Consider the following 16,294-nt stretch of genomic DNA (forward strand, 5'->3'; position numbering starts at 1 on the left):
GAAGGAACGCAATGCGTATTACAGAGTCCGTAACTCACGGAAAGTCATAGGGAATTGGTAGTGCTGGGACTCTTCAATAAAAAGACCAATGCGTTACTGGGGATCGACATCAGCTCCACGTCGGTGAAGCTGCTGGAACTGAGCCGTCAGGGCGAGCGCTACCGGGTCGAGGCCTACGCGGTGGAGCCGTTGCCGGCGAACGCTGTGGTCGAAAAGAACATCGCCGACCTCGAAGGCGTCGGCCAGGCGCTGAGCCGGTTGCTGGTGAAAGCGCGAACCGGGGTCAAGAGCGTGGCGGTGGCAGTGGCCGGTTCGGCGGTGATCACCAAGGTCATCGAGATGGACGCCGGGCTGTCCGACGACGAAATGGAAAACCAGCTCAAGATCGAGGCCGACCAATACATTCCCTATCCGCTGGACGAAGTCGCCATCGACTTTGAAGTCCAGGGCGTCTCGCCGCGCAACCCGGATCGGGTCAACGTGCTGCTTGCCGCCTGTCGCAAGGAAAACGTCGAGGTGCGTGAAGCGGCGCTGGCGCTCGCCGGCCTGACCGCGCGGGTGGTGGACGTCGAGGCCTACGCCCTCGAGCGCTCGTTCGGTCTGCTGGCGACGCATCTGGCGGCCTCCCAGGAGCGCCTGACCGTGGCGGTGGTCGACATCGGTGCGACCATGACCACCCTCAGCGTGCTGCACAACGGCAAGATCATCTACACCCGTGAGCAATTGTTCGGCGGACGCCAGCTTACCGAGGAGATCCAGCGCCGCTACGGCCTCACGGTCGAACAGGCGGGCCTGGCGAAAAAACAGGGCGGGCTGCCTGACGATTACGTCAGCGAGGTCTTGCAGCCATTTCGCGAGGCGCTGGTGCAGCAAGTCTCGCGTTCGCTGCAGTTCTTCTTCGCCTCCGGCCAGTACAACGCGGTCGACCATATCCTGTTGGCCGGCGGCACCGCCTCGGTGCCCGGCCTGGACCGTCTGATCGAACAGCGTCTGGACACGCCGACGCAGGTCGCCAACCCATTCGCCGACATGGCCTTGGGCAGCAAGGTCAACGCAGGAGCGCTGGCCAGCGACGCGCCAGCCTTGATGATTGCCTGCGGGCTCGCGCTCAGGAGTTTCGACTGATGGCGCGGATCAACCTTCTCCCCTGGCGCGAGGAACGCCGCGAAGAACGGCGCAAACGCTTTCTGCTGGTCCTGATCGGCGTGCTGGCCGGCTCGATCGGCGCGGTGCTGATTGCCGACCAGATCATCAGCGCAGCGATCGAGCGGCAGATGGCGCGCAACGATTACATCGGCAAACAGATTGCCGTGGTCGACGAACGCATCAAACAGATCGGCGAACTCAAGGCGCGCCGCCAGCAACTGGTCGAGCGCATGCGCATCATCCAGGACCTGCAGGGCAATCGGCAGATCAGCGGGCGGGTCTTCGACCAACTGGCGCGTACCCTGCCGGACGGCGTGTATTTCACCGATGTGAAAATGGCCGGCAAGACCCTGTCCATCAGTGGCGCGGCGGAGTCGAACAACCGGGTCTCCGAGCTGATGCGCAATCTCGACGCGTCCGACTGGTTCGACGCGCCAAGCCTGAATGAGGTCAAGGCCACCAGCGCCGATCAGGTCGAACAGGCCAATGTCTTCCAGCTTACCGTCCGTCAGACTCAGCCCAAGGTTGTGGAGGACGAGCAATGAACGCCTCCGAATGGCTGCAAAGCCTGCGCAATATCGATTTCAACGACCTCGACACCAGCAACATCGGCTCCTGGCCCCCGGCGGTAAAAACCCTGTGCGGTGCGCTGGTGATGGTGTTGATCCTCGCGCTTGGCTATTACTTCTTCATCAGCGACATGGAAAATCAGCTCGACCTCAAGCGCGAAGAGGAAACCACCCTCAAGGAACAATTCGCCAGCAAGGCGCGGCTGTCGGCGAACCTTGAGCTCTATACCCAGCAAATGAAGGAAATGGAAAACACCTTCGGCGTATTGCTGCGGCAATTGCCCAGCGACACTGAAGTGCCGGGCCTGCTCGAAGACATCACCCGCACTGGTCTGGGCAGCGGCCTGGAATTCGAGGAAATCAAGCTGCTGCCGGAAGTGACCCAGCCGTTCTACATCGAACTGCCGATCCAGATCACCGTGACCGGTGCCTATCACGACCTCGCGACCTTCGTCAGCGGCGTCGCCGGCCTGCCGCGAATTGTCACTCTGCACGATTTCGAACTGGCGCCGGCCAATCCCGAGGGCGGGACGAAGCTGCGCATGAGTATTCTTGCCAAGACGTACCGCTATAACGACAAGGGGCTGGAAAAATGACCCCGATTCGTTATCTCGTCCTGCCCATGATGCTGGCGCTGAGCGGCTGCGGTGGCGGCGATGACTTCAGCGACCTCGACGCGTACCTCAACGAAGTGCGCCTGCGTCCGGCGGGCAGGATTGAACCAACGCCGACATTCCGGTCTTACCCCACATTCACATACAGCGCCGCCAACCTGCGCAGTCCGTTCTCGCGGCAGGCGCGGGTCGATCTGGCCGGGCAGAAACACGGCTCGCGCAACGTCAAACCCGACCCCAATCGGGTCAAGCAATATCTTGAAGGATTCAATATCGAGCAGTTCGAAATGGTCGGCACGATCGCCAATGCCTCGGGCTCGTTTGCGCTGTTGCGCGGCGCAGGCGGGGTGCATCGCCTGAAGGTCGGCGACTACCTGGGCCGCAACGACGGCCGCATCGTCGCCATCAGCCCTACCCAGGTCGATGTGGTGGAAATCGTGCCCGACGGCGCCGGCGCCTGGCTGGAGCGGCCGCGCACCATTCCTTTGAAAGAGCACTCATAGTGGAAGTCGAACAATGAACAGGATTTTCTCCACCCTCGGTTTTTCGCTATGGATAGCGCTGGTGTCACCGATGGTAATGGCGGCCAGTCTGAAAGCGCTGGATGTTGCCGCGCTGCCGGGTGACCGCGTCGAACTGAAGCTGTCGTTCGACGGCCCGCCACCACAGCCCAAGGGCTACACAACCGAGTCACCGGCACGCATTGCACTGGATCTGCCGGGCGTGACCAGCCAGTTGGCCAACAAGAATCTTGATCTGGGCAGCGGCAACGCGCGCACGGCCACGGTGGCCGAAGCCAAGGATCGCACGCGGCTGATTGTCAGCCTGACGCAGTTGGCGCCTTACAGCACGCGGGTCGAGGGCAATAGCCTGTTTGTGGTGGTCGGTCAGGGCGCCTCCACGACAGCGCCGCGTCCGGCTGCCGTTGCACCGCGTGCCGCCACGGCCGCTGCGGCACCGGCCAGACCAGCCGCGCAACGCAGCAGGGCGATTCGCGGTGTCGATTTCCAGCGCGGCACCGAGGGCGAGGGCAACGTAGTCATCGACCTCTCTGATCCGACCATCGCCCCGGATATCCAGGAGCACGATGGCAAGATCATCCTCAGTTTCGCCCGTACGCAACTGCCGGAAAAACTGCGCGTGCGCCTCGACGTCAAGGACTTCGCCACGCCGGTGCAGTTCGTCAATGCCGCGGTAACCGGTGATCGCGCAGTGATCAGCGTCGAGCCCAGCGGCACCTTCGACTACTCCACGTTTCAGACCGACAACAAGCTCACCGTGAGCGTTCGGCCGATGAGCATCGACGACCTGCAAAAGCGCAACGCCGACCGTCAGGCCTATGTCGGCGACAAGCTCTCGCTGAATTTTCAGGACATCGATGTGCGCTCGGTGCTGCAACTGATCGCGGACTTCACCAATCTCAACCTGGTGGCGAGCGACACGGTGCAGGGCGGTATCACCTTGCGCCTGCAAAACGTGCCGTGGGATCAGGCACTGGATCTGGTGTTGAAAACCAAGGGGCTGGACAAGCGCAAGATCGGCAACGTGCTGCTGGTCGCGCCGGCCGATGAAATTGCCGCCCGCGAGCGTCAGGAACTGGAATCGCAGAAGCAGATCGCCGAGCTGGCGCCCCTGCGTCGTGAGCTGCTGCAAGTCAATTACGCCAAGGCAGCGGACATTGCCAAGCTGTTCCAGTCGGTGACCAGTGCCGAGGCCAAGGTCGACGAGCGCGGTTCGATTACCGTCGATGAGCGAACCAACAACATCATTGCCTACCAGACCCAGGATCGCCTCGACGAACTCCGGCGGATCGTCGCGCAGCTGGATATTCCGGTACGCCAGGTGATGATCGAGGCGCGCATCGTTGAGGCCAACGTCGATTATGACAAGAGCCTGGGCGTGCGCTGGGGCGGTTCGGTGCAGAACAAGGGCAACTGGAACGCGTCCGGGGTCAATGGCTCCTCGAGCACCATCGGTACGCCGGGCAGCACCGGCACCAACTCGCCGTTCGTCGACATGGGCACGGTCAACAATACCTCGGGGATCGGCATCGCGTTCATCACCGACAACGTGCTGCTGGATCTGGAACTGACGGCGATGGAAAAGACCGGCAACGGTGAAATCGTCTCGCAGCCGAAGGTGGTCACCTCGGACAAGGAAACCGCAAAAATCCTCAAAGGCACCGAGATTCCCTATCAGGAGGCCAGCTCCAGCGGCGCGACCTCGGTGTCGTTCAAGGAGGCTTCGCTGTCACTGGAAGTCACCCCGCAGATCACCCCGGACAACCGCATCATCATGGAGGTCAAGGTCACCAAGGATGAGCCCGATTACCTGAACAAAGTGCAGGATGTGCCGCCGATCAAGAAAAACGAGGTCAACGCCAAAGTGCTGGTAAATGACGGCGAGACCATCGTAATCGGCGGTGTTTTTTCAAATACTCAGAGCAAGGTCGTAGATAAGGTGCCATTTCTTGGCGATGTGCCGTATCTTGGCCGCCTTTTCCGGCGTGATGTGGTTTCGGAGAAAAAATCCGAGCTGCTGGTATTTCTCACTCCGCGTATCATGAATAACCAGGCGATTGCTGTGAGTCGTTGATTCTGTGCGAAATTTGATACTTGTAGGACCGATGGGTGCTGGCAAAAGCACCATCGGCCGATTGCTGGCCAAAGAGCTGCGCCTGCCGTTCAAGGATTCCGACAAGGAAATTGAGCTGCGCACGGGTGCCAATATCCCATGGATCTTCGACAAGGAAGGCGAGCCCGGCTTTCGTGACCGCGAGCAGGCGATGATCGCCGAGCTGTGCGCGTTCGATGGCGTGGTGCTGGCGACCGGCGGCGGCGCAGTGATGCGTGATGCCAATCGCAAGGCCCTGCATGAAGGCGGGCGCGTGGTGTATCTGCACGCCTCCGTCGAGCAGCAGGTCGGCCGCACCTCCCGCGACCGCAATCGGCCGCTGCTGCGTACCGCCGATCCGGCGAAAACCCTGCGCGACCTGCTCGAGATCCGTGATCCGCTTTATCGGGAAATTGCCGATCTGGTGGTGGAAACCGACGAGCGGCCGCCACGCATGGTGGTGCTCGACATTCTCGACCGTCTCGCGCAGTTGCCACCCCGTTAAAGCATCGCCCGAAATGCGCTATCCTCGGCGTCCTGTCAGCGCCCGCCGAGGGTGTGGCGGATGCCGGGCGAGCGGCGTCATACCGCTACGAGCCGCAGAACACCAATAATTTCAGGGCAGGATGCCTGCTTCCATCTTCACTGTGGGGACACATGCAGACACTCAAGGTCGATCTAGGCGAGCGCAGCTACCCGATTCATATTGGCGAAGGTCTGTTGGATCAGCCGGAACTGCTGGCGCCGCATATCCACGGGCGGCAGGTGGCAATCATCTCCAACGAAACCGTCGCGCCGCTCTATCTCGAACGTCTGACCCGCAGCCTTGCGCAGTTTTCGGTTATCTCGGTGGTGTTGCCTGACGGCGAAGCCTTCAAGAACTGGGAAACCCTGCAACTGATTTTCGACGGTCTGCTGACCGCCCGTCATGACCGCCGCACCACCGTGATCGCCCTGGGCGGCGGGGTGATCGGCGACATGGCCGGTTTCGCCGCCGCCTGTTATCAGCGCGGTGTCGATTTCATCCAGATTCCTACCACGCTGTTGTCGCAGGTCGATTCCTCGGTCGGCGGCAAGACCGGCATCAACCATCCGCTGGGCAAGAACATGGTCGGCGCGTTCTATCAGCCGAACGTGGTGCTGATCGATACCGCATCGCTGAAAACCCTGCCGCAGCGCGAGCTGTCGGCGGGCCTGGCGGAAGTCATCAAGTACGGCCTGATCTGCGACGAACCATTCCTGACCTGGCTCGAAGAAAACGTCGACGCCCTGCGCGCGCTGGATCAAACCGCGCTGACCTATGCGATCGAGCGTTCCTGCGCGGCCAAGGCTGCGGTGGTCGGCGCCGATGAAAAGGAGACCGGCGTCCGCGCTACGCTCAACCTCGGCCACACCTTCGGCCACGCCATCGAAACCCACATGGGCTATGGTGTCTGGCTGCATGGCGAGGCGGTGGCGGCGGGCACGGTGATGGCGCTGGAAATGTCCGCGCGCCTGGGCTGGATCAGCGAACAGGAGCGTGATCGCGGCATTCGTCTGTTCCAGCGGGCCGGTCTGCCGGTCATTCCGCCTGAAGAGATGAGCGAAGCCGATTTTCTCCAACACATGGCAATTGATAAAAAAGTGATCGACGGTCGTCTGCGCCTGGTGCTGCTGCGCCGGATGGGCGAAGCGGTAGTGACCGACGATTATCCGAAAGAGGTTCTACAGGCCACGCTGGGAGCGGATTACCGCGCCCTGGCTCAGCTTAAAGGTTAAAACGATTCCGATGACTAGTTTGCATGCCGACGAGGCGTTTCTCGGCCATTTCCAGTTAAGTCACGACCCGTTCGCGCCACGGGTGCCGGGCTTCAAATTCTTCCCGGCCCAGCGCAAACCGGTGCTGGGTCAACTGCATCACCTGGCGCGTTACAGCCAGTTGCTGCTGGTGGTCACCGGCCCGCAAGGCAGCGGCAAGACCCTGCTGCGGCAGGCGCTGGTGGCCAGCACCAATAAGCAATCGGTGCAGAGCGTGGTGGTTTCCGCCCGTGGCGCCGGTGATGCGGCCGGCGTGCTGCGCCAGGTGGCGCAGGCGCTGGATGTCGCGCAGGCCGAAGTCGGCGCGATTCTCGAGCAGGTGGTGCAACTGGGTCTGACCGGGCAGGAAGTCTATCTGCTGGTGGACGATGCCGAGCAGCTCGACGAGTCCGCGCTGGAAGCGTTGATGGCGCTCGGCGCCGGCACGCCGGAAGGTCGTCCGCATGTGTTCCTGTTCGGCGAGTCGTCGCTGATCGCTCAGCTCGAGGCGTTGCAGCTCGAAGAAGAGCGTTTCCACGTCATCGAATTGCAGCCGTACACCGAAGAAGAGACCCGCGAATATCTCGACCAGCGGCTGGAAGGCGCGGGCCGGGGTGTCGAACTTTTCACCGCAGATCAGATCTCTGATATTCACGAAAGCTCCGAGGGCTGGCCGGGCAACATCAACCAGGTCGCTCGCGATGCATTGATCGAAGTCATGATTGCCAGCCGCTCCGCGGTCAAGCGTCCAAGTATGGGGTTCAACATGCCGAAGAAACACGTATTGGCGATTTCCGCCGTCGTTGTGGTCGCGGTTGCTGCCGCCTGGCTGATGCCGGGTCGCAGCAAGGCACCGACCACCGGTGCTCCGGCCAACGAACAGGCGCAACTGCCATTGGGTCAGGGCGCAGCGAACGGCGCCAACCCGTCCGTCGAATTCGCCGGCAACACCCAGCCGATGCCGCTGCCATTGGTCGGCAACTCGCAGCCGGTCATGCGTGGCCCGCTAGCGGAGGCCGCAGGTGGCATTACCGAAGGCGACGACGGCGTGCCGCTGGAAGGCTCCAGCGATACGCCGCCGACCGTAACCACCTCTGCACCGCCTGCGGGCGTTCCGGCCGGTCCTGCGCCGACACCGGCTCCGACCCCTGCCGCCAAACCGGCACCAACACCGGCACCGACGCAGATCGCCACGGCCAAGCCTGCTCCGGCCACGCCAGCGCCAGCCGCGAAACCGGCCCCCGCTCCGTCCAAGCCTGCCGACAAGCCGGTCACCGTGGCCAAGGCTGCCGGTGGCAGCTGGTACGCCGGTCAGCCGACCAGCAACTATGTCGTACAGATCCTCGGTACCAGCTCGGAAACCGCTGCGCAGAACTTCGTCAAGGAGCAGGGCGGCGAGTACCGTTATTTCAAGAAAGTCCTCAACGGCAAGCCGCTTTACGTGATCACCTATGGCAACTTTGCCAATCGTGATGCGGCCGTTTCTGCCATCAAGGCCTTGCCAGCGAAGGTTCAGGCTGGTAAACCTTGGCCTCGCACTGTCGCCAGCGTCCAACAGGAACTGGCAACAACTCGCTGAAGATTCGGCGGCCTTACCCAGGCCGCCTCTCCAAGCACCTCAAAATTTCTACGAGTGCGCGCCGCCTCCAGGGACGGTTGGCGCTTGCTGACGACCGCGACGCCGCCCCATTTTTTGCTGGGCAAGGCGCGAGGAACGTAGTTTGGTTTTTCCAAATAAGTTCCGAGCAACGCTGCCCAGCGAAAAATGGGGCGCGTCCCTTCGGGTTGCGCGCCAACGTGTGCGAGGCTGCGTTGCGGGATTTGCCAAGGGAACAACCATTGGCAGCATCCCGCGCCTTGCCTCGCACACGTTGGCGTGCAACGCGGTTCGCCAGCAAGCGCCAACCGTCCCTGCGGTCGCGTGCCTTGTGGTGTCTGCGTCACAGTAGTCTTTGAGTCGTTGCGGTCAAAATTAAAAAAGTTTTGACTAGCACAGCAGATCGCTTTAAACCTTTCACAAATGCGACATGAATTTGCGACAGTTCGTCGTCAAATTTGTGAGCCTCTGTGTCGCTGTGTACAATGACCACCCTTTTGCCCCCGCTAAGCCGGCGTACGTTCGGCGCGGAACGCAAGTGGTTGAATTGAAAAGAAATTTGCCTCGAATAGAGGCAGCCTGGTGAGAAAGTGTCTATGAAAGCAGGTCTGTACCAACCAGATGAATTCAAGGATAACTGCGGTTTCGGCCTGATAGCTCATATGCAGGGCGAGCCCAGTCATACCCTTTTGCAAACGGCCATCGAGGCCCTGACCTGCATGACCCACCGCGGTGGGATTAATGCCGACGGCAAGACCGGTGACGGTTGCGGTCTGCTGATTCAAAAACCCGACGCCTTCCTGCGAGCCATTGCCCAAGAGAGCTTCGGCGTCGAAATGCCCAAGCAATATGCCGTGGGCATGGTGTTCTTCAATCAGGATCCGGCCAAGGCCGAAGCCGCTCGCGAGAACATGAACCGCGAGATCCTCGCCGAAGGCCTGCAACTGATCGGCTGGCGCCAAGTGCCGATCGACACCAGCGTCCTCGGCCGCTTGGCCCTTGAGCGCCTGCCGCAGATCGAGCAGGTCTACATCGGCGGCGAAGGCCTGAGCGATCAGGACATGGCCGTGAAGCTGTTCAGCGCCCGTCGCCGTTCGTCGGTGGCCAACGCCGCTGACACCGACCACTACATCTGCAGCTTTTCGCACAAGACCATCATCTATAAAGGCCTGATGATGCCGGCCGACCTGGCCGCGTTCTATCCGGACCTGAGTGACGAGCGCCTGCAAACCGCGATCTGCGTGTTCCACCAGCGCTTCTCCACCAACACCCTGCCGAAATGGCCGCTGGCGCAGCCGTTCCGCTTCCTCGCCCACAACGGCGAAATCAACACCATCACCGGTAACCGCAACTGGGCGCAGGCCCGTCGGACCAAGTTCACCAATGATCTGATGGATCTGGAAGAGCTCGGCCCGCTGGTCAACCGCGTCGGTTCCGACTCCTCGAGCATGGACAACATGCTCGAACTGATGGTCACTGGTGGCATCGACCTGTTCCGTGGCGTGCGGATGATCATTCCGCCTGCGTGGCAGAACGTCGAAACCATGGACCCGGATCTGCGTGCGTTCTACGAGTACAACTCGATGCACATGGAACCGTGGGACGGCCCGGCAGGCGTGGTGATGACCGATGGTCGCTACGCGGTGTGCCTGCTCGACCGTAACGGTCTGCGTCCGGCGCGCTGGGTCACCACCAAGAATGGTTTCATTACCCTCGCCTCGGAAATCGGCGTGTGGAACTACCAGCCTGAAGACGTGCTCGCCAAGGGTCGCGTCGGCCCGGGCCAGATCTTTGCCGTGGATACCGAAACCGGGCAGATCCTCGACACCGATGCGATCGACAACCGTCTTAAATCCCGTCATCCGTACAAGCAATGGCTGCGCAAGAATGCCCTGCGCATTCAGGCGACCATGGAAGACAACGACCACGGTTCGGCTTTCTACGACGTCGACCAGCTCAAGCAGTACATGAAGATGTATCAGGTCACGTTCGAAGAGCGTGATCAGGTGCTGCGTCCGCTTGGCGAGCAAGGTTACGAAGCCGTGGGCTCGATGGGCGACGACACGCCGATGGCCGTGCTGTCCCAGCGTGTACGCACGCCGTACGACTATTTCCGCCAGCAGTTCGCGCAGGTCACCAACCCGCCGATCGACCCGCTGCGTGAAGCGATCGTGATGTCGCTGGAAATCTGCCTCGGTGCCGAGCGCAACATTTTCCAGGAGTCGCCGGAACACGCCTCGCGCGTGATCCTCAGCTCGCCAGTGATCTCTCCGGCCAAATGGCGCTCGCTGATGAACCTCGACCGTCCGGGTTTCGAACGGGCGATCATCGACCTCAACTACGACGAAAGCCTTGGCCTCGAAGCGGCGATCCGCAACGTTGCCGATCAGGCTGAAGAAGCCGTGCGCGCCGGGCGTACCCAGATCGTCCTCAGCGACCGTCATATCGCCCCGGGCAAGCTGCCGATCCACGCTTCGCTGGCGACCGGTGCGGTGCACCACCGTCTGACCGAAAAAGGCTTGCGTTGCGATTCCAACATCCTCGTTGAAACCGCGACCGCCCGTGACCCGCATCACTTCGCGGTGCTGATCGGTTTCGGCGCCTCGGCGGTGTATCCGTTCCTGGCCTACGAAGTATTGGGCGACCTGATTCGTACCGGTGAAGTCCTGGGCGACCTCTACGAGGTGTTCAAGAACTACCGCAAAGGCATCACCAAAGGTCTGCTGAAGATCCTGTCGAAGATGGGTATCTCGACCATCGCTTCGTACCGTGGTGCGCAGCTGTTCGAGGCCATTGGTCTGTCCGAAGAAGTCTGCGAGCTGAGCTTCCGTGGCGTGCCAAGCCGGATCAAGGGTGCGCGTTTCGTCGACATCGAAGCCGAGCAGAAAGCCCTCGCCGTCGAAGCCTGGAGCCCGCGCAAGCCGATCCAGCAGGGCGGTCTGCTGAAGTTCGTCCACGGTGGCGAATATCACGCGTACAACCCGGACGTGGTCAACACCCTGCAAGCCGCTGTGCAGCAGGGCGACTATGCCAAGTTCAAGGAATACACCTCACTGGTGGACAACCGTCCGGTGTCGATGATTCGCGACCTGTTCAAGGTCAAGACCCTCGATACACCGCTGGACATCAGTGAAGTCGAGCCGCTGGAGTCGGTGCTCAAGCGCTTCGACTCCGCCGGCATCTCGCTGGGCGCACTGTCGCCGGAAGCTCACGAAGCCCTGGCCGAAGCCATGAACCGCCTCGGCGCGCGTTCCAACTCCGGCGAAGGCGGCGAAGATCCGGCGCGTTACGGCACCATCAAGAGCTCGAAAATCAAGCAGGTTGCCACCGGCCGTTTCGGTGTAACTCCGGAATACCTGGTCAATGCCGAAGTGCTGCAGATCAAGGTCGCCCAAGGCGCCAAGCCGGGCGAGGGCGGGCAACTGCCGGGCGGCAAGGTCAACGGGCTGATCGCCAAGCTGCGTTACGCAGTGCCGGGCGTGACCCTGATTTCGCCACCGCCGCACCACGATATCTACTCGATCGAAGACTTGTCGCAACTGATTTTTGACCTCAAGCAGGTCAACCCGCAGGCGCTGGTTTCGGTGAAGCTGGTAGCAGAAGCGGGCGTCGGCACCATCGCCGCCGGTGTGGCCAAGGCCTATGCGGACTTGATCACCATTTCCGGCTACGACGGCGGCACCGGTGCTTCGCCGCTGACCTCGATCAAGTACGCTGGCGCGCCGTGGGAGCTCGGCCTCGCTGAAACCCACCAGACCCTGCGCGGCAACGACCTGCGCGGCAAAGTCCGGGTGCAGACCGACGGCGGCCTGAAAACCGGCCTCGACGTGATCAAAGCGGCAATCCTCGGCGCCGAGAGCTTCGGCTTCGGCACCGCGCCGATGATCGCACTGGGCTGCAAATACCTGCGCATCTGCCACCTGAACAACTGCGCCACTGGCGTCGCGACGCAGAACGAGAAGCTGCGCAAGGATCACTACATCGGCACCGTCGACATGGTGGTGAATTTCTTCACCTACGTCGCCGAAGAAACCCGTGAGTGGCTGGCCAAGCTTGGTGTGCGCTCCCTCGAAGAGCTGATCGGTCGCACTGATCTGCTGGAAATCCTCGAAGGCCAGACCGCCAAGCAACATCACCTGGACCTGACCCCGCTGTTGGGCAGCGATCACATCCCGGCGGACAAACCGCAGTTCTGCGGTGTTGAGCGCAACCCGCCGTTCGATAAAGGTCTGCTCGCGGAGAAGATGGTCGAGCTGGCCGCGTCGGCGATCAACGACCTCAGCGGTGCCGAGTTCGAGCTGGACATCTGCAACTGCGACCGTTCGATCGGCGCCCGGATCTCCGGCGAAATCGCGCGCAAGCACGGCAACCAGGGCATGGCCAAGGCGCCGATCACGTTCCGTTTCAAAGGCACGGCCGGGCAGAGCTTCGGTGTGTGGAACGCCGGCGGTCTGAACATGTACCTGGAAGGCGACGCCAACGACTACGTCGGCAAAGGCATGACCGGCGGCAAGCTGGTCATCGTGCCGCCGAAGGGCAGCGTCTATAAAACTCAGGAAAGCGCCATCATCGGCAACACCTGCCTGTACGGTGCCACTGGCGGCAAGTTGTTCGCCGCCGGCACCGCAGGCGAGCGTTTCGCCGTGCGTAACTCCGGTGCCCACACCGTCGTGGAAGGCACTGGCGATCACTGCTGCGAGTACATGACCGGTGGTTTCGTCTGCGTGCTGGGCAAGACCGGTTACAACTTCGGTTCTGGCATGACCGGTGGTTTCGCCTACGTGCTCGATCAGGACAACACCTTCGTTGACCGGGTCAATCACGAACTGGTGGAAATCCAGCGGATCAGCGGCGAGGCGATGGAAGCCTATCGCAGCCACCTGCAGAACGTGCTGAACGAGTACGTCGCCGAAACCGACAGCGAGTGGGGTCGTGAACTCGCCGAGAACCTCGATGATTACGTGCGTCGTTTCTGGCTGGTCAAACCGAAGGCAGCGAGTCTGAAATCTCTGCTCTCCAGTACTCGTGCGAGTCCGCAGTAACGACGCAGCTGCAAGTCACTAGCTTCAAGCGACAAGTTGAAGCTAGTACGCGTTGTACCGGACTAATGTGATTTTCTTGCAGCTTGAAGCTTGTAGCTTGGAGCTGTCGTGTAAGAGGTTTTAGTAATGGCTGAACGTCTGAATAACGACTTCCAGTTCATCGATGTCGGGCGCAAGGATCCGAAGAAGAAACTGTTGCGTCAACGCAAGAAAGAGTTCGTTGAAATCTACGAACCGTTCAAACCCCAGCAGTCGGCCGATCAGGCCCACCGCTGCCTGGGTTGCGGCAACCCGTATTGCGAATGGAAGTGCCCGGTGCACAACTTCATTCCAAACTGGCTCAAATTGGTGGCCGAGGGCAACATCCTTCAGGCCGCCGAGCTGTCGCACCAGACCAACACCCTGCCGGAAGTCTGCGGCCGGGTGTGCCCGCAGGATCGTCTGTGCGAGGGTGCCTGCACCCTTAACGACGGCTTCGGCGCGGTGACCATCGGTTCGGTCGAGAAGTACATCACCGACACCGCATTCGCCATGGGCTGGCGCCCGGACATGTCCAAGGTCAAGCCGACCGGCAAACGCGTGGCGATCATCGGCGCAGGCCCGGCGGGTCTGGGTTGTGCCGACGTGCTGGTGCGTGGCGGCGTAACCCCGGTGGTGTTCGACAAGAACCCGGAAATCGGTGGCCTGCTGACCTTCGGCATCCCCGAGTTCAAGCTGGAAAAGACCGTGCTGAGCAATCGTCGCGAAGTCTTCACCGGCATGGGCATCGAGTTCCGTCTCAACACCGAAGTCGGTAAAGACGTGACCATGGAACAACTGCTCGCCGAATACGACGCGGTGTTCATGGGCATGGGCACCTACACCTACATGAAGGGCGGTTTTGCCGGGGAGGATCTGCCGGGCGTTTATGACGCGCTGGATTTCCTCATCGCCAACGTCAACCGCAACCTGGGCTTTGAAAAGTCGCCGGAAGATTTCGTCGACATGAAAGGCAAGAAGGTCGTGGTACTCGGCGGCGGCGACACGGCGATGGACTGCAACCGCACCTCGATCCGTCAGGGCGCCAAGTCGGTGACCTGTGCCTATCGTCGCGACGAAGCGAACATGCCCGGCTCGCGCAAAGAGGTGAAGAACGCCAAGGAAGAAGGCGTGAAATTCCTCTACAACCGCCAGCCGATCGCCATCGTCGGTGAAGACAAGGTCGAAGGCGTGAAGGTGGTCGAGACCCGTCTCGGCGAACCGGATGCCCGTGGCCGTCGCAGCCCCGAGCCGATCCCGGGTTCCGAAGAGATCATCCCGGCCGATGCCGTGGTCATCGCCTTCGGCTTCCGCCCGAGCCCGGCGCCGTGGTTCGAACAGTTCGAGATCCAGACCGACAGCCAGGGCCGCGTTGTTGCGCCTGAGCAAGGTCAGTACAAGCACCAGACCAGCAACCCGAAAATCTTCGCCGGTGGCGACATGGTGCGCGGTTCCGACCTGGTGGTGACGGCGATCTTTGAAGGGCGTAATGCGGCTGAAGGGATCCTCGATTACCTGGGTGTGTAAACGCCGCTCGAAACTGCAATGCGATACCTGTGGGAGCTGGCTTGCCAGCGATAGCATCTCCTTGGTTTACCTGACAAACCGAGTTGTCTGCATCGCTGGCAAGCCAGCTCCCACAGTGTTTTGTGGTGTTGCAAAGTCAGCATTCCAGCGCGACAAATTGACCCGATAGACAAAAGGCTGACCCACATCCGTGCCTTTTGCCTCGCGCTCTGAGAAAATGCCCGCACTTTTTTTCCGGATGCCGACATGACTGCCCTGAAGAACGACCGTTTCCTCCGCGCCCTGCTCAAGCAACCCGTTGACGTCACCCCTGTGTGGATGATGCGCCAGGCCGGTCGCTACCTGCCGGAGTACCGCGCCAGCCGCGCGCATGCCGGCGACTTCATGAGCCTGTGCATGAATCCGCAATTCGCCTGCGAAGTCACCCTGCAACCGCTCGACCGCTACCCGCAACTGGACGCGGCGATCCTGTTTTCCGACATCCTCACCATTCCCGATGCCATGGGCCAGGGCCTGTACTTCGAGACCGGTGAAGGTCCGCGCTTCAAGAAAGTCGTCAGTACCCTGGCCGACATCGAAGCGTTGCCGATCCCGGATCCGCACAAAGACCTCGGTTACGTCATGGACGCGGTCAGCACCATCCGTCGCGAACTCAACGGTCGTGTGCCGTTGATCGGTTTCTCCGGCAGTCCGTGGACCCTCGCGACTTACATGGTTGAAGGCGGCTCGTCGAAAGACTTCCGCAAGACCAAGGCGATGCTTTACGACAACCCGCAAGCCATGCACCTGCTGCTCGACAAACTGGCGCAGTCGGTGACGTCGTACCTCAACGGCCAGATCATGGCCGGTGCGCAAGCGGTACAGATCTTCGATACCTGGGGCGGCAACCTGTCGGCAGCCGCGTATCAGGAATTCTCCCTGGCCTACATGAAGAAAATCGTCAGCGGCCTGATCCGCGAGAACGACGGACGCAAAGTGCCGGTGATTTTGTTCACCAAGAACGGCGGCCTGTGGCTGGAAAGCATCGCCGAAGCCGGCGCCGACGCCCTCGGCCTGGACTGGACCTGCGACATCGGCAACGCCCGTGCCCGTGTCGGCGACAAGGTTGCCCTGCAAGGCAACATGGACCCGACTGTGCTTTACGCAAAACCGGAAGCGATCCGCATTGAAGTCGGGCGCATTCTGGCCAGTTATGGCAAGGGCAGCGGCCACGTGTTCAACCTTGGTCATGGCATCACCCCGGAAGTTGATCCGGAACATGCCGGCGCATTCCTGCGTGCCGTGCATGAGCTGTCGGCGCAGTATCACGAGTGATCAGCGCCCAATAAAAAAACGCCCGGCCAATGCCGGGCTTATTTTAGATCGAAAGATCGCAGCCTTCGGCAGCTCCTA

Annotated in this window: 11 protein-coding genes; all 11 read left to right on the forward strand. The window is 61.2% G+C overall.

Annotated features, from left to right (window positions below):
• Nucleotides 1–60 precede the first annotated feature (60 nt).
• The 11 genes from FEE99_RS06445 (at nucleotide 61) to hemE (ending at nucleotide 16,216) form a co-directional block, all read left to right on the forward strand.
• Nucleotides 61–1,125: a pilus assembly protein PilM gene (locus tag FEE99_RS06445; RefSeq protein ID WP_041477568.1), complete on the forward strand. Its 1,065-nt coding sequence runs from the start codon at nucleotides 61–63 to the stop codon at nucleotides 1,123–1,125.
• Nucleotides 1,125–1,691, forward strand: a complete 567-nt coding sequence (locus FEE99_RS06450) for a PilN domain-containing protein (RefSeq protein ID WP_041477569.1) — start codon at nucleotides 1,125–1,127, stop codon at nucleotides 1,689–1,691. The genes FEE99_RS06445 and FEE99_RS06450 overlap by 1 nt, the downstream gene beginning before the upstream one ends.
• The gene (pilO, locus tag FEE99_RS06455) at nucleotides 1,688–2,311 is read left to right on the forward strand and encodes a type 4a pilus biogenesis protein PilO (protein ID WP_041477570.1); all 624 of its coding nucleotides are present in this window, start codon (nucleotides 1,688–1,690) and stop codon (nucleotides 2,309–2,311) included. The genes FEE99_RS06450 and pilO overlap by 4 nt, the downstream gene beginning before the upstream one ends.
• On the forward strand, nucleotides 2,308–2,832 hold the full coding sequence (locus tag FEE99_RS06460) for a pilus assembly protein PilP (protein WP_041477571.1): 525 nt from the start codon (nucleotides 2,308–2,310) through the stop codon (nucleotides 2,830–2,832). The genes pilO and FEE99_RS06460 overlap by 4 nt, the downstream gene beginning before the upstream one ends.
• A 13-nt stretch (nucleotides 2,833–2,845) precedes the next feature.
• Nucleotides 2,846–4,924, forward strand: coding sequence for a type IV pilus secretin PilQ (pilQ, locus tag FEE99_RS06465; RefSeq protein ID WP_041477572.1), 2,079 nt, complete (start codon nucleotides 2,846–2,848; stop codon nucleotides 4,922–4,924).
• Nucleotides 4,925–4,928: 4 nt separating this feature from the next.
• The gene (gene aroK / locus FEE99_RS06470) at nucleotides 4,929–5,447 is read left to right on the forward strand and encodes a shikimate kinase AroK (protein WP_024011270.1); all 519 of its coding nucleotides are present in this window, start codon (nucleotides 4,929–4,931) and stop codon (nucleotides 5,445–5,447) included.
• 152 nt (nucleotides 5,448–5,599) lie between these two features.
• The gene (gene aroB / locus FEE99_RS06475) at nucleotides 5,600–6,700 is read left to right on the forward strand and encodes a 3-dehydroquinate synthase (protein ID WP_041477573.1); all 1,101 of its coding nucleotides are present in this window, start codon (nucleotides 5,600–5,602) and stop codon (nucleotides 6,698–6,700) included.
• A 10-nt stretch (nucleotides 6,701–6,710) separates the two neighbouring features.
• Complete coding sequence (locus FEE99_RS06480) at nucleotides 6,711–8,297, forward strand: AAA family ATPase (protein ID WP_041477574.1); 1,587 nt, start codon at nucleotides 6,711–6,713, stop codon at nucleotides 8,295–8,297.
• 614 nt (nucleotides 8,298–8,911) lie between these two features.
• Nucleotides 8,912–13,357, forward strand: coding sequence for a glutamate synthase large subunit (gene gltB / locus FEE99_RS06485; RefSeq protein ID WP_041477575.1), 4,446 nt, complete (start codon nucleotides 8,912–8,914; stop codon nucleotides 13,355–13,357).
• 126 nt (nucleotides 13,358–13,483) lie between these two features.
• Entirely contained in the window at nucleotides 13,484–14,902 is a 1,419-nt protein-coding gene (locus FEE99_RS06490; protein WP_007909438.1) for an FAD-dependent oxidoreductase, read from the forward strand.
• Between the two features lie 246 nt (nucleotides 14,903–15,148).
• Nucleotides 15,149–16,216 carry a uroporphyrinogen decarboxylase gene (hemE, locus tag FEE99_RS06495; RefSeq protein WP_041477576.1) on the forward strand — a complete coding sequence of 356 codons (1,068 nt, stop codon included), beginning with the start codon at nucleotides 15,149–15,151 and terminating at the stop codon, nucleotides 16,214–16,216.
• Nucleotides 16,217–16,294 lie beyond the last annotated feature (78 nt).

Source organism: Pseudomonas sp. ef1, from assembly GCF_007293365.2.
GTDB classification, from domain to species: domain Bacteria; phylum Pseudomonadota; class Gammaproteobacteria; order Pseudomonadales; family Pseudomonadaceae; genus Aquipseudomonas; species Aquipseudomonas siliginis.

What these genes read in the sequence shown, in the direction of transcription:
- FEE99_RS06450 (WP_041477569.1), top strand. Translation starts at nt 1,125, where the DNA reads ATGGCGCGGATCAACCTTCTCCCCTGGCGCGAGGAACGCCGCGAAGAA.
- pilO (WP_041477570.1), top strand. Translation starts at nt 1,688, where the DNA reads ATGAACGCCTCCGAATGGCTGCAAAGCCTGCGCAATATCGATTTCAAC.
- FEE99_RS06460 (WP_041477571.1), top strand. Translation starts at nt 2,308, where the DNA reads ATGACCCCGATTCGTTATCTCGTCCTGCCCATGATGCTGGCGCTGAGC.
- pilQ (WP_041477572.1), top strand. Translation starts at nt 2,846, where the DNA reads ATGAACAGGATTTTCTCCACCCTCGGTTTTTCGCTATGGATAGCGCTG.
- aroB (WP_041477573.1), top strand. Translation starts at nt 5,600, where the DNA reads ATGCAGACACTCAAGGTCGATCTAGGCGAGCGCAGCTACCCGATTCAT.
- FEE99_RS06480 (WP_041477574.1), top strand. Translation starts at nt 6,711, where the DNA reads ATGACTAGTTTGCATGCCGACGAGGCGTTTCTCGGCCATTTCCAGTTA.
- gltB (WP_041477575.1), top strand. Translation starts at nt 8,912, where the DNA reads ATGAAAGCAGGTCTGTACCAACCAGATGAATTCAAGGATAACTGCGGT.
- FEE99_RS06490 (WP_007909438.1), top strand. Translation starts at nt 13,484, where the DNA reads ATGGCTGAACGTCTGAATAACGACTTCCAGTTCATCGATGTCGGGCGC.
- hemE (WP_041477576.1), top strand. Translation starts at nt 15,149, where the DNA reads ATGACTGCCCTGAAGAACGACCGTTTCCTCCGCGCCCTGCTCAAGCAA.